The following is a 16,711-nucleotide window of genomic DNA, read 5'->3' on the forward strand; positions in this document are numbered from 1 at the left end:
ATACTTTCCTATTTCGTGATAATTTTAATATTATTATTTTGTTTCGTCAAAAACAAAATAAGCTTTTGATCTTTTTTTCCGGTGAGTAAAACAGAATTCGATTTAATTTCAGCAAGGGTAAAATCACGGACACTTTCCCCTATTTTATACCATTTTCCACTTATAAATACCGATTTATTCATAATGGCAAGAAGACGTAACGGTTCTTCGATTATCTTCGGTTGGGCGAAAATGCCCATAGTGCTCCCTAATTTCGGCGGTGCTAAAAGATTAGAACCGGTTTTGGTCGTAACTGAGGGTTTTGTCATTTTCATCGGATCACGAAGGGAATTAATCAATCCATCTGAAACTCCCGAACGGGAAGGAAGAATGGCACGAATTTGTTCGTCTATTTTTGCCAGTTCTTCATTACCGTTAGGATATATCCCTGCCGTAGTGGGTGTTGTATTGGTCGGCGGGATAGCCGCATGAAGTGTCATCCAAGTAAGTACTAGGGTCGAAAGGTACTTTTTCATTCTCTTACAATCCCCCATACCGAGATATTAAGATCCCCTTTGAGTTTCTCATCGGCAACTATATTAAAATGGTGCAAATCAACAACCAGATGACTTTGCTCCAAGGCGTTAATGAATTTCAAGGTGTTTTTATAAGCCCCTTCGGATGCAATAGTAATATCCAATACGTGTCCGAATGAGCGGTTGTCTGTTTGAAGCGTATTGGCAAAACGGGCAAGTTTCACTTTATTTGCACGTGCATAACGAGAGACTGAATCAAGATAAGCCCCCCAGACGATTTCATCGTAGTATAAAGAAGATATTTGCTCTAATTGTTCTTTGATGTAGGTATTGTATTGGATATACAGAGCATATTGACGTTCAATCTCAACGGTTTCTTGCTCAATTTGACTAATACGTTCAGGAGGATAGGTTAGCAAATACTGTTTATCCGCATTCAAATCGTTTTCGACTCGGAGTGCTTTTTCATGTGAAATCTTGAAACTCGCCTCCGAACTTTCCCAAAAGAAAAAATAAGAGAAAGCGAATAACGAGGCAAAAATGATGAGAAAAAGCATCATTTTATCTCGGTCACTTTTGTAAGAGAGTGATTGATCTAAAGCGTAAAGATAGTCTTCAATTTGCAATTTCATTTGATGACCGCCTTAAGTTCACTAAGGTAGGATTTTTGCTCTTCATTATAGGAAATGAGCTCAAGATTAAAAATATAGCGGTTGTTTTTTGTATTAGTGAGATGTTTGAGAAGTGCTGTAATATCCTGCGTATTGGAAGATGTCAATCCAAAGGTGAAGGTTTTGGTATTGTTAATATCTTCAGCATACGTAATGGTTTTTAGTTGGACCCGATAGTGATTAAAGCTTTGGGTGAAATCGGCCATGATTTTAGCCTTCATCGGATAATTGACTTTTTTATCATGTACTTGCACTAACGTGTCTTGTTTTTGTTTATAGGCCTCTTTTTGCTCATCCAAACGTGCTTGAGCGGCATTTTTATTGGCCAGTTTTAAGTTGACCGTTGCTTCTCGGGTTATTTTTTCACTATGAACCTGTTCATATTCCTTGACTAAAACAGCATGATGAAATTCTTCAACATAGGAGAGCCCCCAATAAACACCCGGATAGAGAAGCGCGGCAGCTAAAGACGCGGCAGTTACTAAGATAAGCTTTCCGCTGTCACGTTTGGTAAAAGGGGGAGGGCGATGAAATATCGTAAAATTGCAATCATAGCGTTCATCGGTTTCAAGCCGTCCGTAGAGATGCATGAGTTGATGCAGCTGATCTACTTTTTCTCCGTGGGTATCAAATCCGTAATTAAAATCCAGCGGAGTCGTTTTAATCCCTAAATAGGTTTGCGCATACTCATCGAGTCCAAGAACGTTTCCTACACCGGTTCCAATATAAATTTCATCAAATGTTTTGATCTCATACGCTCTTTTGGCATAGGTGATAACATCACTGATATGGAGAAAAATTTCACCGAAAAGTTTGATAAGGCTTTTTTGATGCTCGGCAAGTGAGGTATTCAGCCCCTCTTGGGCTAACATCGTTTTAAAAGAGCTAAGATCGATTTGTTCGCCTAACAGTTCACAAAAGCGCTCATGCATTTGTTTGAGTGAAAATTTTAATGATTTTGCGTAGATATATTCTTGTTGATTGTAAATACAAAAAAATGCGTCATTTTCTTGAAAATAGATAAAACAGTGCACACCCGATGAACCGATAAGCTCTTTAACGTAGAGAGATTTCAGCAGTAGCGGAACGGGGATAATTTGATCAATGTATTTTATCGTATCAACAATCTGGGCGTACTCTTCTTCTAGCGTCAGGGGATCAACCACAAATACATGGAAGAAGCGATCGGTATCTGTACTTTTATGGATAGCTTCTATGTACTTGAAATGGTATTCGATAGCCATATCCAATGCAAGTTCTTCGTAAACTTTGTTTTCCAATGCATCATAAATATCGTCATCCGGAACATTTTTACTGATTCCGATAAGGGTGGAGATAAATCCTTTGGTATTTAAAAAAGATAGGGTGTATTGCTCTTTTGAAAAAGAGGGTGAGGAGGTATGGGATAGAGTATTGAGCGTACCTTCATAAAAATCTGCTTTATAAGGGTCAGACGATACGATGGTTGAATAGTGTTTGCTTATACTCATCCTATATCCTATTTAAAATGTACGAGAATCATTCCGCAAAAGCGGTTTTCCTGATAAAACTCTATGCGATAACTCTTATGTGCGGTATCAATGGAGTATTTTGAATCTAAATCGTTCAATTTTACATTCAAATTCCCCTCATCACTCACCCCTTTTTTGGTAAAACCGATGATATTGACCCGTGTATTACGATCATTGTTGATTACTTTAAAATCGGCATCGGCAAAAAAATCTGTAGCGAGGGGAATAGATCTTGTTTTTCCGTCAACAATAATCTGTATAGGTTCAGCGCAAAACTCTTTTGGATGATAACTGGGTACAAGCGTACTTATTTTTTGGTTACCGATATAAAGATCATAGGTTTGTTGATTTTTTTGAACACTACCTAATGGATGGAAAAATTTAAACTCGTTTCGCTCCGATTGTAGCGGAATGAAACTTAAACGGTTTTTTAAATCGTTTAAATTAAGATATATATCGTTATTAATAGTTAGAAATTCATGGTTGGTTAGTAGCTTTTGAATGACATTCAGGTTCAGTTCAAAAGCACGCTCATATTTGATTCCCATCAGTTTCATATAACACTCAATTGCATAGAGTTGATAAAATACTTTATGGTGTAATGTGGGTAAATTCTTACTGGTTTCGATGGCAAATGCAGGTTTATTATTAGAAACGGCAAAATAGGTCAGTGAGTGTTTCATTGCTTCATCATCAAATCGTGTATTGGTATTGCGCACATCGAAAAAATGGTGATCTTCAATTAACCCGTTATTAAGCTCACGACTCACTTTCGACGCAATATCATTTAAGTTGCCGTAGGGGTGCTCGGTATCGAGAGTGCCTTGATCGATGACACAGGTTTGTCCCCATGCATTAGGATTGAAAATCGTATTCAAGTGTTCTTTTCTATAAAATCCATGGCCGTCATGAAGATTTAATATGAGTCCGACCTGTTTTTGCGTTATGATTTTTTGAATCTCTTGAACGGTTTGAATGTCGGCATCATTGGGATCGATATAGGCAAATTTACGATTCATATCCCCATTGATTCCACGATCGTTCTGTTGGATACTCGGTCGATTCAAATCCGGAACAATCCAAAGGTTTCCCTCTTTGATTTGATAATATCGGGATAATAAGGCAGCCGCAAAATAGCTTCCGGGCTCATTGCCGTGGATTCCGCCGATAACCAGCAATGTCGGAGCATTTAAAATATCCGTCTCTTTTTTAATGAAGTTAAACGGGAGTGCGTACAAAGAGGTAATAAAGAAAAAAGAGACGAGGAAGGAAAAATACATGTGTTATTCTTCCGTTAAAATCGAGATCGATTGATTGGCATTCAATCGGACCAAAAGCGATTTTTCTCCTTCGAATCGGTGGGAGTCACTAATATAAAGTTGATTAAAAGTCACCCAAAAAAGGTTCCGCTTTTCACCCGGATAAGGGATGATATTGAGGCGATCCAATGCGATGGTTTTTGCTTCATCTTTAGCGAAAATTCGTTCTTTATACGCTTTGAATTGACCTAAATTCATCCCGTCAAAGCGTTTAAAAGAGGAATCATACATGGAAATATAGCTCTCGATATCGTTATAAGTCCATGCATATTTCCATTGATACAGACCTGCGAGAATAGCTGAGTAAGCGGAGGGGTTGACCCCTTGTTTTAGGGTAGAATCAATGATTAATAAGGTATTGGAGGGGTTGATGGATTGATCCAGTTGTATCAAATCATTATTGTCGATAGCAATACATCCTTTTGTAAAAGGGTCTCTCGAACCGCTTAAAGGTACCCCGTGTACCCAAATTCCATCGCCGTTTTTCCCACGGATACGATCATACAGATTGGGATAAGAGGTGACAAACGCCATCGGCCCGTAAAACGGGTCAACACGTCTTTTCTTTTCGGTGAGTGTATAAATTCCGACAGGAGTTTTTAGATCACCCTCAACTCTCTTATCGCCGGCATTTTTTCCGGTAAAGGCACTGTAGCGTTTTTTAAGAGAAAAACGTTTTTGTGCGTCCGGAGTGTAGAGTTCTAACAACCCTTTTTCTTTGTTACACGTCAAAAGTGAAAATGCACGTTCAAAATAGCCGAAACGGAGATCTTTATTAAAAAGAGATCCTGACCAATAGGCAGGAGAATTCATTTGGCTGTCGAGTAATTTTTTCCCGCCACTTTTATATAAAGTGATCACTTCGGAAGAAAAAAGTGTACTAAACGTGAGTACTGTAACAAAGAGAATTTTTACCATTCGTAGCCTAAATCAGTGAGAAATTTTTTATCGGTAGTCCACCCTTTTTTAACGGAGACAAAGAGTTCAAGATAAACAGGTTTTGATGCTAAGCGCTCTATTTTTTCACGGGCATTTTGCCCGATCCGTTTGATGGCCGCCCCCCCTTTACCGATAATAATCCCTTTTTGGGAATCTTTTTCGACAATGATGGTTGCACGAATATGTTCAACGGGGGCATCTTCATCAATCTTATCGATAATAACATCCGATTCATAAGGGATCTCATCACTGATGTTATCGAAAATCGCTTCTCGAATGAACTCCTTATAAATAGTACGGATCATTTCGGTTGTGATGTTTTCAGGATCGTAGAGATAAGGGGACTCATCGAGATGTTTGACAATGGTATCGAGGAGATCTTTTTTCCCCACATTTTTATTGACGGACATAGGGATAAGGGCAATAAAATGGTCACTAAATTGATTATACTCTCCGATTTTTTTGAGGAGTTCGGCTTGAGAAATTTGATCAATTTTACTCAGAACAATAATATGTTTCCGTTTATCCGAGTTAATTTCCAGAAATTTTTCATAATGGATCGTTTTATCCGATGCGGGAGCGAGATAGACAACGATGTCACAATCACCGATGGCTTTTAGGGCTTCTTCCAACATATATTGGTTAAGAAGTTTTTCGGCTTGATGAAGTCCCGGAGTATCGACGAAAATAATTTGATCGTCATTGTGCATCACGATGGCATTGGAGCGTTTGCGGGTAGCGTTTGCTTTTTGACTTACAAGGGCGATTTTTTCACCCAAAATCCAGTTCATTAGAGTGCTTTTCCCTGCATTAGGGCGTCCGACGAGAGCGACAAATCCTGCTTTGTTCATTAATAATTGCCTTTAGAGTATATAACGTGCGAGGTCTTCATCCTCAACAAGTGGTAAGAGAATGGTATTAACCATCGCTTCGGTGATTGTAACGGTACTGCCTTGGTACAAATGGGCGTTAAAACTAATCTCTTCTAACACTTTTTCAACAACAGTATGAAGCCGTCTAGCACCGATATCTTCAGTCTTTTTATTGGCTCTTTGAGCATAACGCGCCATGGCACGTACGGAGGTCTCATCAAAAGATAGGGTCATCTCTTCGGTTGCCAACAGTGCTTTGTATTGTTCCAGTAATGAGTTTTTCGGTTTGGTCAATATCAAGTAAAGGGCATCCTCATTGAGAGGTTCTAATTCCACTCGAAGCGGAAAACGTCCTTGAAGTTCAGGGATGAGATCACTGGGTTTGGTGAGATGAAAAGCTCCGGCGGCAATAAAAAGGATATGATCGGTTTTAATCGAGCCGAGTTTTGTCGATACGATACTCCCTTCCACAATGGGGAGCAAATCGCGTTGAACCCCCTCTTTACTTGGATCATTGCGCCCATCGCTTCGAGAACTTACAGCAATTTTATCGATTTCATCGAGAAAAATAATTCCCCCGTCTTCGGCACGCTTAAGCGCCTCACGCTTCATTTGATCATGGTTTAGGAGTTTATCGGAGGCCTCTTGCGCTAATATCTCTTTGGCCTCGGCGACGGTTACTTCTTTTTTTGTATCCTCTTTTCCCATGACGGAGAACATTTTAGAAAATGATTCTTGAACACGGGCAATTTCAGGAGGCATATTGGTATCGTTGAATTCGACGCCGCGTGCTTGAAGCTCTATTTCGACGATATGCCCATCCATGGTGCCGTTACGAATAAGTTCTCGCAAGGCTGTTTCATCGGATGAAAGATATGCAGGATCGCTGAGTAGCTTTTGGGTAAGGGTATCGAGCACATAGTGCTCAATCGCTTCTTTGTTATACTCGTTGTGCTCTGCCTTTATCATCGATAATGAGGTCATAACCAAATCACGTACCATAGATTCTACATCTCTACCTACGAAGCCTACCTCCGTGTATTTACTCGCTTCTACTTTGATAAACGGCAATTGCATCATTTTGGCAAGTCGGCGGGCAATTTCTGTTTTACCTACACCGGTCGAACCGATCATTAGGATATTTTTCGGCATGATCTCATCTTGTAAAACCGGATCAAGTTTCAATCGGCGATAACGGGTTCGAAGGGCTAGCGCAATGGTTTTTTTTGCATTGTTTTGACCGATAATATGTTGATCCAGATAATCGACGATCTCTTGAGGGGTCATATTCATCCGTTTAACCGAGGCTCAATGTTTTGATATTATGATTGGTGTAAATACACAAATCGGCTGCTATAGCGAGACTCTCTTTGACCAGTGTCTCTTCATCCAAAGAGGTGTGTTTTTTAAGGGCGCGTGCCGCTGAAATAGCGTAGCTTCCACCGCTACCGATAGCGGCGATTTCACCGTCTTCAGGTTCAACAACATCACCGTTTCCGGTAAGTATGAAAATATGCTCATGATTGAGGACAATCATCATCGCTTCCAAACGGCGTAATACTTTGTCTTTACGCCATGCTTTGGAAAAATCGATAACCGCTTTGATAAGTTCGCCTTTGCGTTGTGCTAAATACTCTTCGAACATATCAAAAAGGTTAAATGCGTCAGCGGTTGAACCGGCAAAACCGGCTAAAACCTCTCCGTTGTGGAGCGTTCTGATTTTGGTTGCATTGTTTTTGAGAACCGTTTGTCCGAATGTCACTTGCCCATCTCCGCCGATAACGGCTTTATTTTTACCTTTGTACGCGAGTATGGTTGTGGCATCAAACATCGATTATTCTCCTTTGATCTCTAAATGAAGAGTCGCGTGGATACCGTGACCGAGTTTGAGATCGAGATCATGCAAACCGGTTGTTTTTATTCCGTGTTTGGCATCGAGCTCTTTTTTATCAATTTCGATATTGTGTTGCGCTTTGAGGGCATCGGCAATTTCATCTTTAGTCACGGCACCGAAGAGATGGCCTGTATTCCCGAGTTTTTTAACGATGGTGACTTTGATATCGGCAAGCTGCGCTTTGATCGCACTAAGACGCTCGATTTCGGCGGCTTCATTGGCGGCTTTTTTCTTTTGTTCCGACTCATATTTTTTTAAAACTTCATTGGTAGCCGCAAGAGCTAGACCTTTGCCGATTAAAAAGTTTTTACCGTAACCATCGGCTACCTCTTTGATCTCGCCGGCTTTTCCGACCCCTTTGACATCTTTTGTCAATAATACTTTCATTTTAATCCTTGATTAACCGCGAACAATTTGGCCGCCGTATGAGACGATACCGTGCGCGAGATTGGAAACTTTGGTGTATCCCATATCGTGCAAGATACGCTGACAGTGAGCACTACGACTACCGACATGACAATAAACAATAATGTTTTCGTCTTTCTCTAATTTCGACTCGGTAAGGGTTTGGAAGAAACTGCTGGTCGGAACCAATACGTCGGCACCGGAAATACGTCCCATTTTCCACTCCATCCATTCACGAACGTCGACTACTTTAAATGTGACCATTCCGAGCTCACGCGCTTCGAAAAGAGACGTTAGCTCATCGCTATCGATATCGCTTTTGGTCAATAACATTTCGCACTCTTCTTTAGTAAGACCGCGAGAGTGTTGGTGCGTAACCTCTTCGATTCCCATTTCGAGGCGTTTAGCTGCCGCAAATTCTGGTGTACAGAAGATTTGACAATGGCAGACTCCTTCCTCAGGAAGCTCTTTTTCAATGGCGGTGGTACAAGGACAGAGGCGATTATCGGTACTTTGATATTTCCCCTCAACCTCTTCAACCATATAGCAAGGGCAAAAACGTTTACCGTACATCATTTTATTACGGGCAAGGCCGAGTTGAACCCCTTCATTGATCTCTTCTTGAGGATTGTAGACCCAACTGAATTGGTTGATTACTTTGTCGGTAAATTTGATTGTTTTTTCGAGTTCCGCTTGGAACTCATCCGAATTCATATCTATTTTTATGATGCTCATAGTGAAAATTTCCTTATTTATTTTTACGTGCTTTACCGGCAATGATGAAACGCAATGCGTTGAGTTTGATAAATCCGCCTGCATCTTTTTGATCGTACACAGAATCTTCTTCAAAGGTACAATACTCAGGATTGAACAGTGAAAGATCTGAACTGCGTCCGACAACCATTACGTTCCCTTTGTAAAGTTTCAATCGAACGGTTCCGCGTACATTTTGTTGGGTTTTATCAATAGCCGCTTGGAGCATTTCGCGCTCCGGTGCAAACCAAAAACCGTTATAGATTAGTTTTGCATAGCGCGGCATCAACTCATCTTTGAGGTGTGCTTCTTCACGGTCAAGTGTCAACGATTCGATAGCGCGGTGTGCTTTGATCATGATAGTTCCGCCCGGAGTTTCGTAACACCCGCGGCTTTTCATCCCGACAAAACGGTTTTCAACGATATCGGCACGCCCGATTCCGTGACGTCCGGCGATGATATTGAGCTGCTCTAGCATAACGGCAGGAGAAAGGGCTTTGCCGTTGAGGCTGATGGGATCTCCCTTCTCATAACCGATTTCGATGTATTCCGCTTCATCAGGGGCATTTTGAGGTGATACCGTCCAGCGCCACATACTCTCTTCCGGCTCGGAAGCAGGATCTTCCAAAATTCCGCCCTCATAGGAAATATGAAGAAGATTCGCATCCATAGAATACGGTGATTTTTTGCCGCTCATCTCGATTTTGATACCATGTTCTGCCGCATAGGCGAGTAGTTTTTCTCTCGAGTTTAAATCCCATTCGCGCCATGGAGCGATAATAGTGAGAGCACTGTTTTGACCCAAATACCCCATTTCAAAACGGACTTGGTCATTTCCTTTACCGGTTGCGCCGTGACTGACTGCATCAGCACCCGTGATACGGGCAATCTCCGCCTGACGTTTTGCAATCAAAGGACGTGCAATCGACGTTCCGAGGAGATATTCCCCCTCATAAATCGCATTGGCACGGAACATAGGGAAAACATAATCGCGTACAAACTCTTCACGAAGATCTTCAATGTAAATATTTTCAGGTTTGATCCCGAGGCTGATTGCTTTTGCACGTGCCGGTTCTACCTCTTCGCCTTGACCGATATCTGCGGTAAAAGTAACCACTTCACATTTATATTCGTCTTGGAGCCATTTTAAAATGACACTTGTATCCAATCCGCCGGAATAGGCAAGAACAACTTTTTTAACCTCTTTTTTCATAACTGCTTCCTTATCGTTGAACCCTTGCTCCATATCATGTATGGAGTGAATGTCGCGATTTTATCAAAAAAAGGGTGAGAAAAGGGTTAAAATTTGAGATTTAGGGAAGAGGGTGGTTCTGTTTGAGTAGATTTTAGAAAATCAAGCGTGCTTTTGAGTTGATTTAAGATCTGAGCCGTATGTACTTTATTTTTTTCCAAACATATTTTACTTTGCATTAGAAGATAGGCGGCTTCTTCCATTTTATCTATCGTATCAAATTGAGGCATCTCATCCAGCAAAGCTGAGAGATGCTCGAAGTCTTCCAGAATCAGTGCTTTTTTAAGCTTTGTTAGCCACATCGGTACTCTCTTTCCATCCTTCTAAAAGACCTTTGAAAACTTGGCTTACTTGGTCGATTTTAGTGGAATCACTGTAGATATTGGCTTCTACAAGCAAGCGGAGTTGATAGGTATAAAGTCCGGCAAGATAATGTGAAACACTTCCCTGATCAAAATCCAAAATATTAATAAGTTCACTGATTACGGCGTTAGAGCGGTTGATCCAATACGTACGGCGTTCAATATCGCCCTCATTGATGGAACGTTTTGCTTGCATGTTAAAACGCAATATCCCCTCATACATCATTTGGATCAATTTTTCCGGTGATTCAACGCCGATATTATTCTGGGTGTATGTGTTATAAGCTAAATTTGTATGCATAAAAAAGTCCTTTGATTTATTCGATAAAAAGTATTAAAAATATTCTAAAAGGGGTACTTACCCTTTTTGATCAAATAACAACCCGTTCACTTCTTGCATTTTCGGCAAAAGTGCCTCTGCCTGTTCAATCGGAAAACGTCTAAGCATACGATTGCTCTTCGTTTCGACTACGGATACGTAAAAGTCTTCTGACGAATCGTCAAACCCGAATTTCAAGGTTGTGTTAAACGGATTGAGCGATTTGTTGAGTTGATCAATCAGTTGATTCATATCCTCTTGAGAAGCAGTTTTTGACGTTTTTTGTTCAGTATTAGCCTGCGCTGCTTGATCCTGCTGGATTTGTGCTTTTTGTATTTGTTGAACGCTTTGAACGTCCGTAACATTTTGTTTTGGAGCAACACTTTGACTTTGTTGCATCTTTGCGGTTGTTTGGAAGATTTCCATTGTAAGTCTCCTAATAAAAATATGAGGCAATTTCTAACCCTAAATCGTCCATGAAAATAAAAACTTTAATCACTCCCGTGATAACCTTACAACTATGAAACGCTATTTAATTCTCTTACGTAATGAACCGCTTCTTCGTCGCCTCTCCTTAATTCAGTTGCTTGCTTATTTCGGAGCGTGGTTTAGCAATGTTGCGATTTACACACTATTAATTCAGATGGGAGCTGATGCGACGACAATAGCTCTCGTTGCGGCACTCCATTTCTTGCCCGGGGTATTTCAAGCTCCTTTGAGCGGTGTTATTCTTGATCGTATCCATCCCAAACGGCTGATGATACTCCTTACTCTGATAGAAATTTTTTGTACTTTATCCTTGATTAGTGTCGACAATGTCGGGATGCTATGGCTTTTGTATGTATTGGTATTTATCCGTATGGGGGCTGCGAGCTTTCATTTTACGGTTGAGATGTCGCTTCTTCCACGTATTTTGGAGGGGAAAGATCTTCAAGCAGCGAATGAAATTCATTCCATAATTTGGTCTTTGTCGTATACGTTCGGGATGGCTTTGAGCGGCTTGGTGGTTTATTGGGTAGGCGTTACAACGGCGTTTTTACTCGATGCGGGGTTATTTGTTATTGTCCTTTTTCTAGCGTATACGATCAAAATTGAGATTGAGTTATCGCAAAACGGTACAAAGATGATGGTTATGATGCGGGAAGCTTTTACCTATATTCGGGCCAATCCTATTGTCTATCATCTTATAATTCTTCACGCCATTATAGGGTTTACCGCATTTGATGCTCTGGTCGCTTTGGCTGCAAAACATTATTATTCTCAAATCATTGCCGTATCATTGGGGATAGGGTTACTCAATGCCGCTCGTGCGGTGGGATTGGTCATAGGCCCGATGGTATTAGGACACTGGATTAATAATAGACGTTTAGGGTGGCTATTGCTTGGAGAAGCATTGAGTATCATTTTTTGGGCATTGGTGATAGATAATTTTTATCTTTCAATGGTTGCTTCGGTTACCGTAGGTTTCGTGACTACCACTTTATGGTCCTATACGTATACCCTTTTACAACATCATACCCATAGCGATTACTACGGTCGCGTGATTGCGTATAATGATATGATTTTTTTAGGGGTGGGGGCATTTGTCTCACTATTGATAGGTTATTTGGCAACCTTAGGGGTTTCGTTGTCGATGATAACGTTGATTTTGGGGAGTGTTTTTGTATTCGCCGCACTCTATTATCGATGGATACGACAGATGTATGAGCTTGAGGAGATTGGATGAAAAATGAGATGATGTTTGAAGCAAACGGAGAGCAGATTGATTTGGCAAAAATCACCCGTTTGTATCCTGCCGCTTTGATTCATGCCGGAGGCGAAAGTGCTTCGGTATCGTTGGAATGGGCCGAATTAAAAGCCGAACAGATAACGCTTGAAGCGTATCTTTTAATTTGTGATTTTGATCCCGTAGGGGAGGTTCCGACGAACCGAATAGAGCTTCGATATGCAACAAAAGAGGAGCTTTTTAGTGTAATGGAAGAGATAGCGCAAAGGTTCCGAAACTGAATACTCTTATGATGAAACAGCGTGTATTACGGCTTGCGATTCCCGCTGCATTAAAACATTTTCTCGATATTATCCAGATCTTGATAGATATGGTTATGGTCGGAATTTTAGGTGTTGCCGCATTGGCCGCGGTTGGATTATCGATGCAGTTTATGATGGTCATTCAAGCTTTTATGAGTGTTTATGCTATCGGCTCGAGTGCTTTGATCTCGCGGTATATCGGTAGTGGAAGGCGTAATCGTGCTTCGGCAGTCGTTTTTGTCGGACTGTGGGTTGCGCTGGCTGGGTCACTCATCGTAGGGATTATCGGGTGGACTTTTGCGGCTGATTTTTTTCGATGGATGGGATCAAGCGAAGAGGTGGTGATTTTAGGGAGCGGATATTTCGGCATTCTTTCTTTGGGAATGGGACTGATATTTCTCGATACGTTGGCATACAGTGCTCTCTCCGCTGCTGGAGATACACGAAGCTCACTTTTTATTAAAATAGCTTCGGCATTTCTTAATGCCGGTTTGAATTATCTTTTTATTTTCGGACATGGCGGTTTTGAAGCGATGGGGGTTGAAGGTGCTGCTTACGCAACAGTGTGTGCGTATGGGTTCAGCGTCATCATATACGGGTGGCTTTTGATACGAAGGGGGGGGATTTTAGGAATTTATCCGATTGTTGCTCTGAATGACTTGAAAAAAATGATTTTTATCGGTACCCCCGCAGCCGTAGAAAGAGTTGCCGGAGTCGCTTCCTTTTTGCTCTTTGTCATGATGATTGCTTCGCAAGGTACGGTAGTTTTAGCCGGGTATCAGATCGGACTTCGGATTGAGGCGTTAGCATTTATGCCCGGATTCGGATTTTCCGTAGCCGCTATGGTCTTAGTCGGACAATATCTTGGGGCGAAGCAATACGATTATGCGTATGAATCGGGGATATTGAGTGCAAAAATAGCGATACTGTTTATGGGAAGCGTCGGTGTAATTTTGGTAGCTATCCCTGAAATTCTAATACAGTTTTTTACCCAAGACCCCGCAACGATTGATCAAGCGGCACTCTATCTGCGCCTTGTGGGGATTGCACAAGTTCCCCTTGCACTGACTTTCGTTCTCAGCGGTGCGTTACGCGGTGCCGGTGCAACGAAACTGAGTATGCAGATCTCCCTCGTGTCTTTATGGCTTTTTCGAATTATTCCGGCGTATGCGGTTTTGAAATTTGGGGGAGGAATTTTAGGGATATACATTGCTATGACGATTGAAACATTTATTAAAGGGTATTGGTTTTGGAGTGTTTATCGTAAAAAAGAGTGGTTGATGAAGAGAATTTAGTCTTCTTGAACACGCATTGCTTTGTATTGTTCTTCGATTACTTTGAGACGTACTCGATCAGGCATTTTTCGTGAAGCGATATAGCCGATAATGTTGCCATTTTCATCAAGTTTCGGGACGATATGGACAACTACCCAGTAAAATTTCCCGTCTTTTCGGAGATTTTTAACGTATCCTTCCCAGATTTTCCCGCTTTCGATAATTTTCCACATTTGTTCAAATCCAGCTTTTGGCATATCAGGATGACGGAGCAGATTGTGGGGCTGACCGACTGCTTCTATGGCGGTGTAGCCTGTCATTTCAGTAAATTTACGGTTAACGTAGGTAATGATACCTTTGGTGTCCGTTTCGGAAATCAAACTTCGTCCGTCAAATAAAACTTCTTCATTGACTGGTGCTGGGCGTTTCATATACCATATCCTAAACTTAGACTGAACTATATAAGTTTGCGATTATAACCCGATTGTTACTAAAATAAAAGTTAAATAGCATTCATTTTTGTATAATGATCTTTATAAAAAATTATAGATAAAAAAGCGATGGTAACATAATGCAAGAGTATCAAGCAGCCCTATTTATCAATGCAGACTCTAGCGGATATTCAATCGGCTTGGCGATGTTTGAACCGTTTGGTCTTAAAGGATGGCTTTGTGAGATTGAAGCAGATCCCGCACACCCTTACGGTGCAATAGATAGAGTATTGCATCTTTTATTTGTTACCGATAGTCGTCGTCTTATTATCGGGGCTTCTTCAAAACAAATTTTTGATGAAATCGCACCGAGTTTTGCAATGTACGAATATACTTTTGATGCAAATCAATTGGATGCGACAGAGCAAAACAAACTCTTTAAAGAGGTATTCGGGGTCTATTCGCTTTTGAGCCCGCTAGAGCATTTGAGTTTGGAAAAAAGAGCGTTAGCCGCACAGGCATTAGCGTTGCTTGCCAATCGTATTAATGACACTAAGCTTTTTACGTATCCGCTGCCGAGCTTTTTAGAAACAACACAATTGATAGAATTAGGGAACAATGCCCTTGAGCAGTTAGAAATAACAGCAATTGATTCAAGAGCCCCGAGTATTGCTAAACTCTTTATGAATATGTCGACTCCGATGGGAAAAAGGTTAGGACGTTTTCGCCTTTTTCTACCGATCAAAGATTCTTATGAGCTTAATCAAAGGTTTGATTGGATTGAAGCTCTCAACCCCCATGCGCTCTGGCTCAAAGATCGGTTGCGCTTAGTAACCGATACTGAGCTGTTATGGCGCAATCTTCAAACCGGACAAAAGGGTGAGCTAGATCTTGTCCTCAACTCATTTTCAATTATTATGGAAATTCAAAAATATTGTGCAAAGCATAATTTGACTCAGCTTCTTATTCCGGAAATGATTCAGGAAGGGTGGGAGATAGAGTTACGTAATCATGCATATGAGCGGCAATGGCAAGAGGCCCAAATGCTTTTAGTCAGAAATACACTGAATTGGATTGCTCAAATCGACGTTGCCGTAGCTTCAGCCCTTAACGCTCAAAAATATGCCCTAATTCGTCCTACGATTGTGGTATCTAAAGAGGAAAATTTTTTGCAAATGAGCGGATTACGTCATTTGTTGGTAGAAGAACAGGGTATTGAGTATGTTCCGAACGATATTGTAATGGGCGATCGTGATTGTGTCGATTTGCCGTATCCGGATACGGTTATGTTGGATTCCAAGGTGCATGACGGTGCTAATATTCGCGGCGTATTGCTTTATGGAATCAATTCGAGCGGAAAATCATCACTTATGAAGAGTATCGGTATTGCGGTAACGTTAGCGCAAAGCGGTTTTTTTGTTCCTGCTAAAGTGATGAAGTTTTCCCTTTTTGACGGCATCTATACCCGTATTCAATCGCGGGATAATGTTGCGAAATCGCTTTCTACTTTCGGAGTAGAGATGCTGGAACTGAACACAATTTTCAGCCGAGCAACGGAACGTTCATTGGTATTAGGGGATGAGATCAGTCACGGTACCGAAACTCTCTCGGCCGTTGCTATAGTTGCCAGTACGATAATGGAACTCACTAAAAAAGGGTGTTTGTTCTTAATGACGACGCACTTGCATCAACTCTCTATGGTTAGTGAACTCAGCCGTTTACGTGAAGTAGTACACCTGCATCTCAGTGTACGTTATGATGAAGAACATGATCGTTTAACGTATGATCGTATTTTAAAATCAGGGCGCGGGAGCAGTGTGTACGGTTTGGAGTTTGCCGAATCGCTTCATATGAATCCCAATTTCTTAAAGAATGCAAAACGATTACGGGAAAGTTTAGCAAAAGAGTATGATGTGCTGGAACTCGGTAACCAAAAAGAGTACATTAAGCGGTATCGTGAAGTGGTGGCATCGGAGTGTGTTATTTGCGGTGCATTGGTACGAAACGCTCAAAAAAACCCTGTTACAAAAGAGCACCACCATCTTATACCTTTATGTGAAACGCATTCTCGTGCGATTTCTCAAGGCAAAATCAAACTGCAAGGTTTTATAATGACGCAGAGCGGTTTGCGTCTGGAGTATGAGACGCAGTTAAAAGAGGATTAAC

At 41.2% G+C, this 16,711-nt stretch carries 19 protein-coding genes; 4 read left to right on the forward strand and 15 right to left on the reverse strand.

Annotation, left to right across the window (positions count from 1 at the left end; all coding sequences use genetic code 11):
- Window positions 1-8 precede the first annotated feature (8 nt).
- From RMO68_RS10810 to RMO68_RS10875, 14 genes are all read right to left on the reverse strand, one after another.
- A complete protein-coding gene (locus tag RMO68_RS10810; protein WP_310440767.1) occupies window positions 9-515 on the reverse strand; it encodes a hypothetical protein in 507 nt (168 codons plus the stop codon).
- On the reverse strand, window positions 512-1,147 hold the full coding sequence (locus RMO68_RS10815; RefSeq protein WP_310440768.1) for a hypothetical protein: 636 nt from the start codon (window positions 1,145-1,147) through the stop codon (window positions 512-514). The genes RMO68_RS10810 and RMO68_RS10815 overlap by 4 nt, the downstream gene beginning before the upstream one ends.
- On the reverse strand, window positions 1,144-2,676 hold the full coding sequence (locus tag RMO68_RS10820; RefSeq protein ID WP_310440769.1) for a hypothetical protein: 1,533 nt from the start codon (window positions 2,674-2,676) through the stop codon (window positions 1,144-1,146). Before RMO68_RS10820 ends, RMO68_RS10815 begins: the two co-directional genes overlap by 4 nt.
- Before the next feature lie 8 nt (window positions 2,677-2,684).
- Window positions 2,685-3,977 (reverse strand): M99 family carboxypeptidase catalytic domain-containing protein, encoded by a 1,293-nt coding sequence (locus tag RMO68_RS10825; RefSeq protein WP_310440770.1) that lies wholly within the window; start codon window positions 3,975-3,977, stop codon window positions 2,685-2,687.
- A gap of 3 nt (window positions 3,978-3,980) precedes the next feature.
- Complete coding sequence (locus tag RMO68_RS10830; RefSeq protein ID WP_310440771.1) at window positions 3,981-4,934, reverse strand: murein L,D-transpeptidase family protein; 954 nt, start codon at window positions 4,932-4,934, stop codon at window positions 3,981-3,983.
- On the reverse strand, window positions 4,928-5,806 hold the full coding sequence (gene era / locus RMO68_RS10835; protein ID WP_310440772.1) for a GTPase Era: 879 nt from the start codon (window positions 5,804-5,806) through the stop codon (window positions 4,928-4,930). The genes RMO68_RS10830 and era overlap by 7 nt, the downstream gene beginning before the upstream one ends.
- A gap of 12 nt (window positions 5,807-5,818) precedes the next feature.
- Window positions 5,819-7,120 carry an ATP-dependent protease ATPase subunit HslU gene (gene hslU, locus RMO68_RS10840; RefSeq protein ID WP_310440773.1) on the reverse strand — a complete coding sequence of 434 codons (1,302 nt, stop codon included), beginning with the start codon at window positions 7,118-7,120 and terminating at the stop codon, window positions 5,819-5,821.
- Between the two features lie 4 nt (window positions 7,121-7,124).
- Window positions 7,125-7,658: an ATP-dependent protease subunit HslV gene (gene hslV / locus RMO68_RS10845; protein WP_310440774.1), complete on the reverse strand. Its 534-nt coding sequence runs from the start codon at window positions 7,656-7,658 to the stop codon at window positions 7,125-7,127.
- A 3-nt stretch (window positions 7,659-7,661) separates the two neighbouring features.
- A complete protein-coding gene (gene rplI / locus RMO68_RS10850; RefSeq protein ID WP_310440775.1) occupies window positions 7,662-8,108 on the reverse strand; it encodes a 50S ribosomal protein L9 in 447 nt (148 codons plus the stop codon).
- Between the two features lie 12 nt (window positions 8,109-8,120).
- Entirely contained in the window at window positions 8,121-8,861 is a 741-nt protein-coding gene (locus RMO68_RS10855; RefSeq protein WP_310440776.1) for a ferredoxin-thioredoxin reductase catalytic domain-containing protein, read from the reverse strand.
- Window positions 8,862-8,874: 13 nt separating this feature from the next.
- Complete coding sequence (locus tag RMO68_RS10860; protein WP_310440777.1) at window positions 8,875-10,092, reverse strand: argininosuccinate synthase; 1,218 nt, start codon at window positions 10,090-10,092, stop codon at window positions 8,875-8,877.
- Between the two features lie 86 nt (window positions 10,093-10,178).
- Window positions 10,179-10,433: a hypothetical protein gene (locus RMO68_RS10865; RefSeq protein WP_310440778.1), complete on the reverse strand. Its 255-nt coding sequence runs from the start codon at window positions 10,431-10,433 to the stop codon at window positions 10,179-10,181.
- On the reverse strand, window positions 10,414-10,794 hold the full coding sequence (gene fliS / locus RMO68_RS10870; RefSeq protein WP_310440779.1) for a flagellar export chaperone FliS: 381 nt from the start codon (window positions 10,792-10,794) through the stop codon (window positions 10,414-10,416). Before fliS ends, RMO68_RS10865 begins: the two co-directional genes overlap by 20 nt.
- A gap of 57 nt (window positions 10,795-10,851) precedes the next feature.
- Entirely contained in the window at window positions 10,852-11,238 is a 387-nt protein-coding gene (locus tag RMO68_RS10875) for a flagellar protein FlaG (RefSeq protein ID WP_310440780.1), read from the reverse strand.
- Between the two features lie 94 nt (window positions 11,239-11,332).
- On the opposite strand from RMO68_RS10875, the gene RMO68_RS10880 reads away from it, so the two are divergent.
- The 3 genes from RMO68_RS10880 to RMO68_RS10890 are packed head-to-tail and all read left to right on the forward strand — an operon-like array spanning window position 11,333 to window position 14,135.
- A complete protein-coding gene (locus RMO68_RS10880) occupies window positions 11,333-12,538 on the forward strand; it encodes an MFS transporter (protein ID WP_310440781.1) in 1,206 nt (401 codons plus the stop codon).
- Complete coding sequence (locus tag RMO68_RS10885; RefSeq protein WP_310440782.1) at window positions 12,535-12,819, forward strand: hypothetical protein; 285 nt, start codon at window positions 12,535-12,537, stop codon at window positions 12,817-12,819. The genes RMO68_RS10880 and RMO68_RS10885 overlap by 4 nt, the downstream gene beginning before the upstream one ends.
- Before the next feature lie 11 nt (window positions 12,820-12,830).
- Window positions 12,831-14,135: an MATE family efflux transporter gene (locus RMO68_RS10890; protein WP_310440783.1), complete on the forward strand. Its 1,305-nt coding sequence runs from the start codon at window positions 12,831-12,833 to the stop codon at window positions 14,133-14,135.
- Here the strand turns inward: RMO68_RS10890 and RMO68_RS10895 are convergent.
- Window positions 14,132-14,545 carry a PAS domain-containing protein gene (locus RMO68_RS10895; protein ID WP_310440784.1) on the reverse strand — a complete coding sequence of 138 codons (414 nt, stop codon included), beginning with the start codon at window positions 14,543-14,545 and terminating at the stop codon, window positions 14,132-14,134. The genes RMO68_RS10890 and RMO68_RS10895 overlap by 4 nt on opposite strands.
- Before the next feature lie 140 nt (window positions 14,546-14,685).
- On the opposite strand from RMO68_RS10895, the gene RMO68_RS10900 reads away from it, so the two are divergent.
- The gene (locus RMO68_RS10900; protein ID WP_310440785.1) at window positions 14,686-16,710 is read left to right on the forward strand and encodes a MutS-related protein; all 2,025 of its coding nucleotides are present in this window, start codon (window positions 14,686-14,688) and stop codon (window positions 16,708-16,710) included.
- The last annotated feature ends 1 nt before the right edge of the window (window position 16,711 follow it).

It is taken from the genome of Sulfuricurvum sp., from assembly GCF_031427015.1.
GTDB lineage: Bacteria > Campylobacterota > Campylobacteria > Campylobacterales > Sulfurimonadaceae > Sulfuricurvum.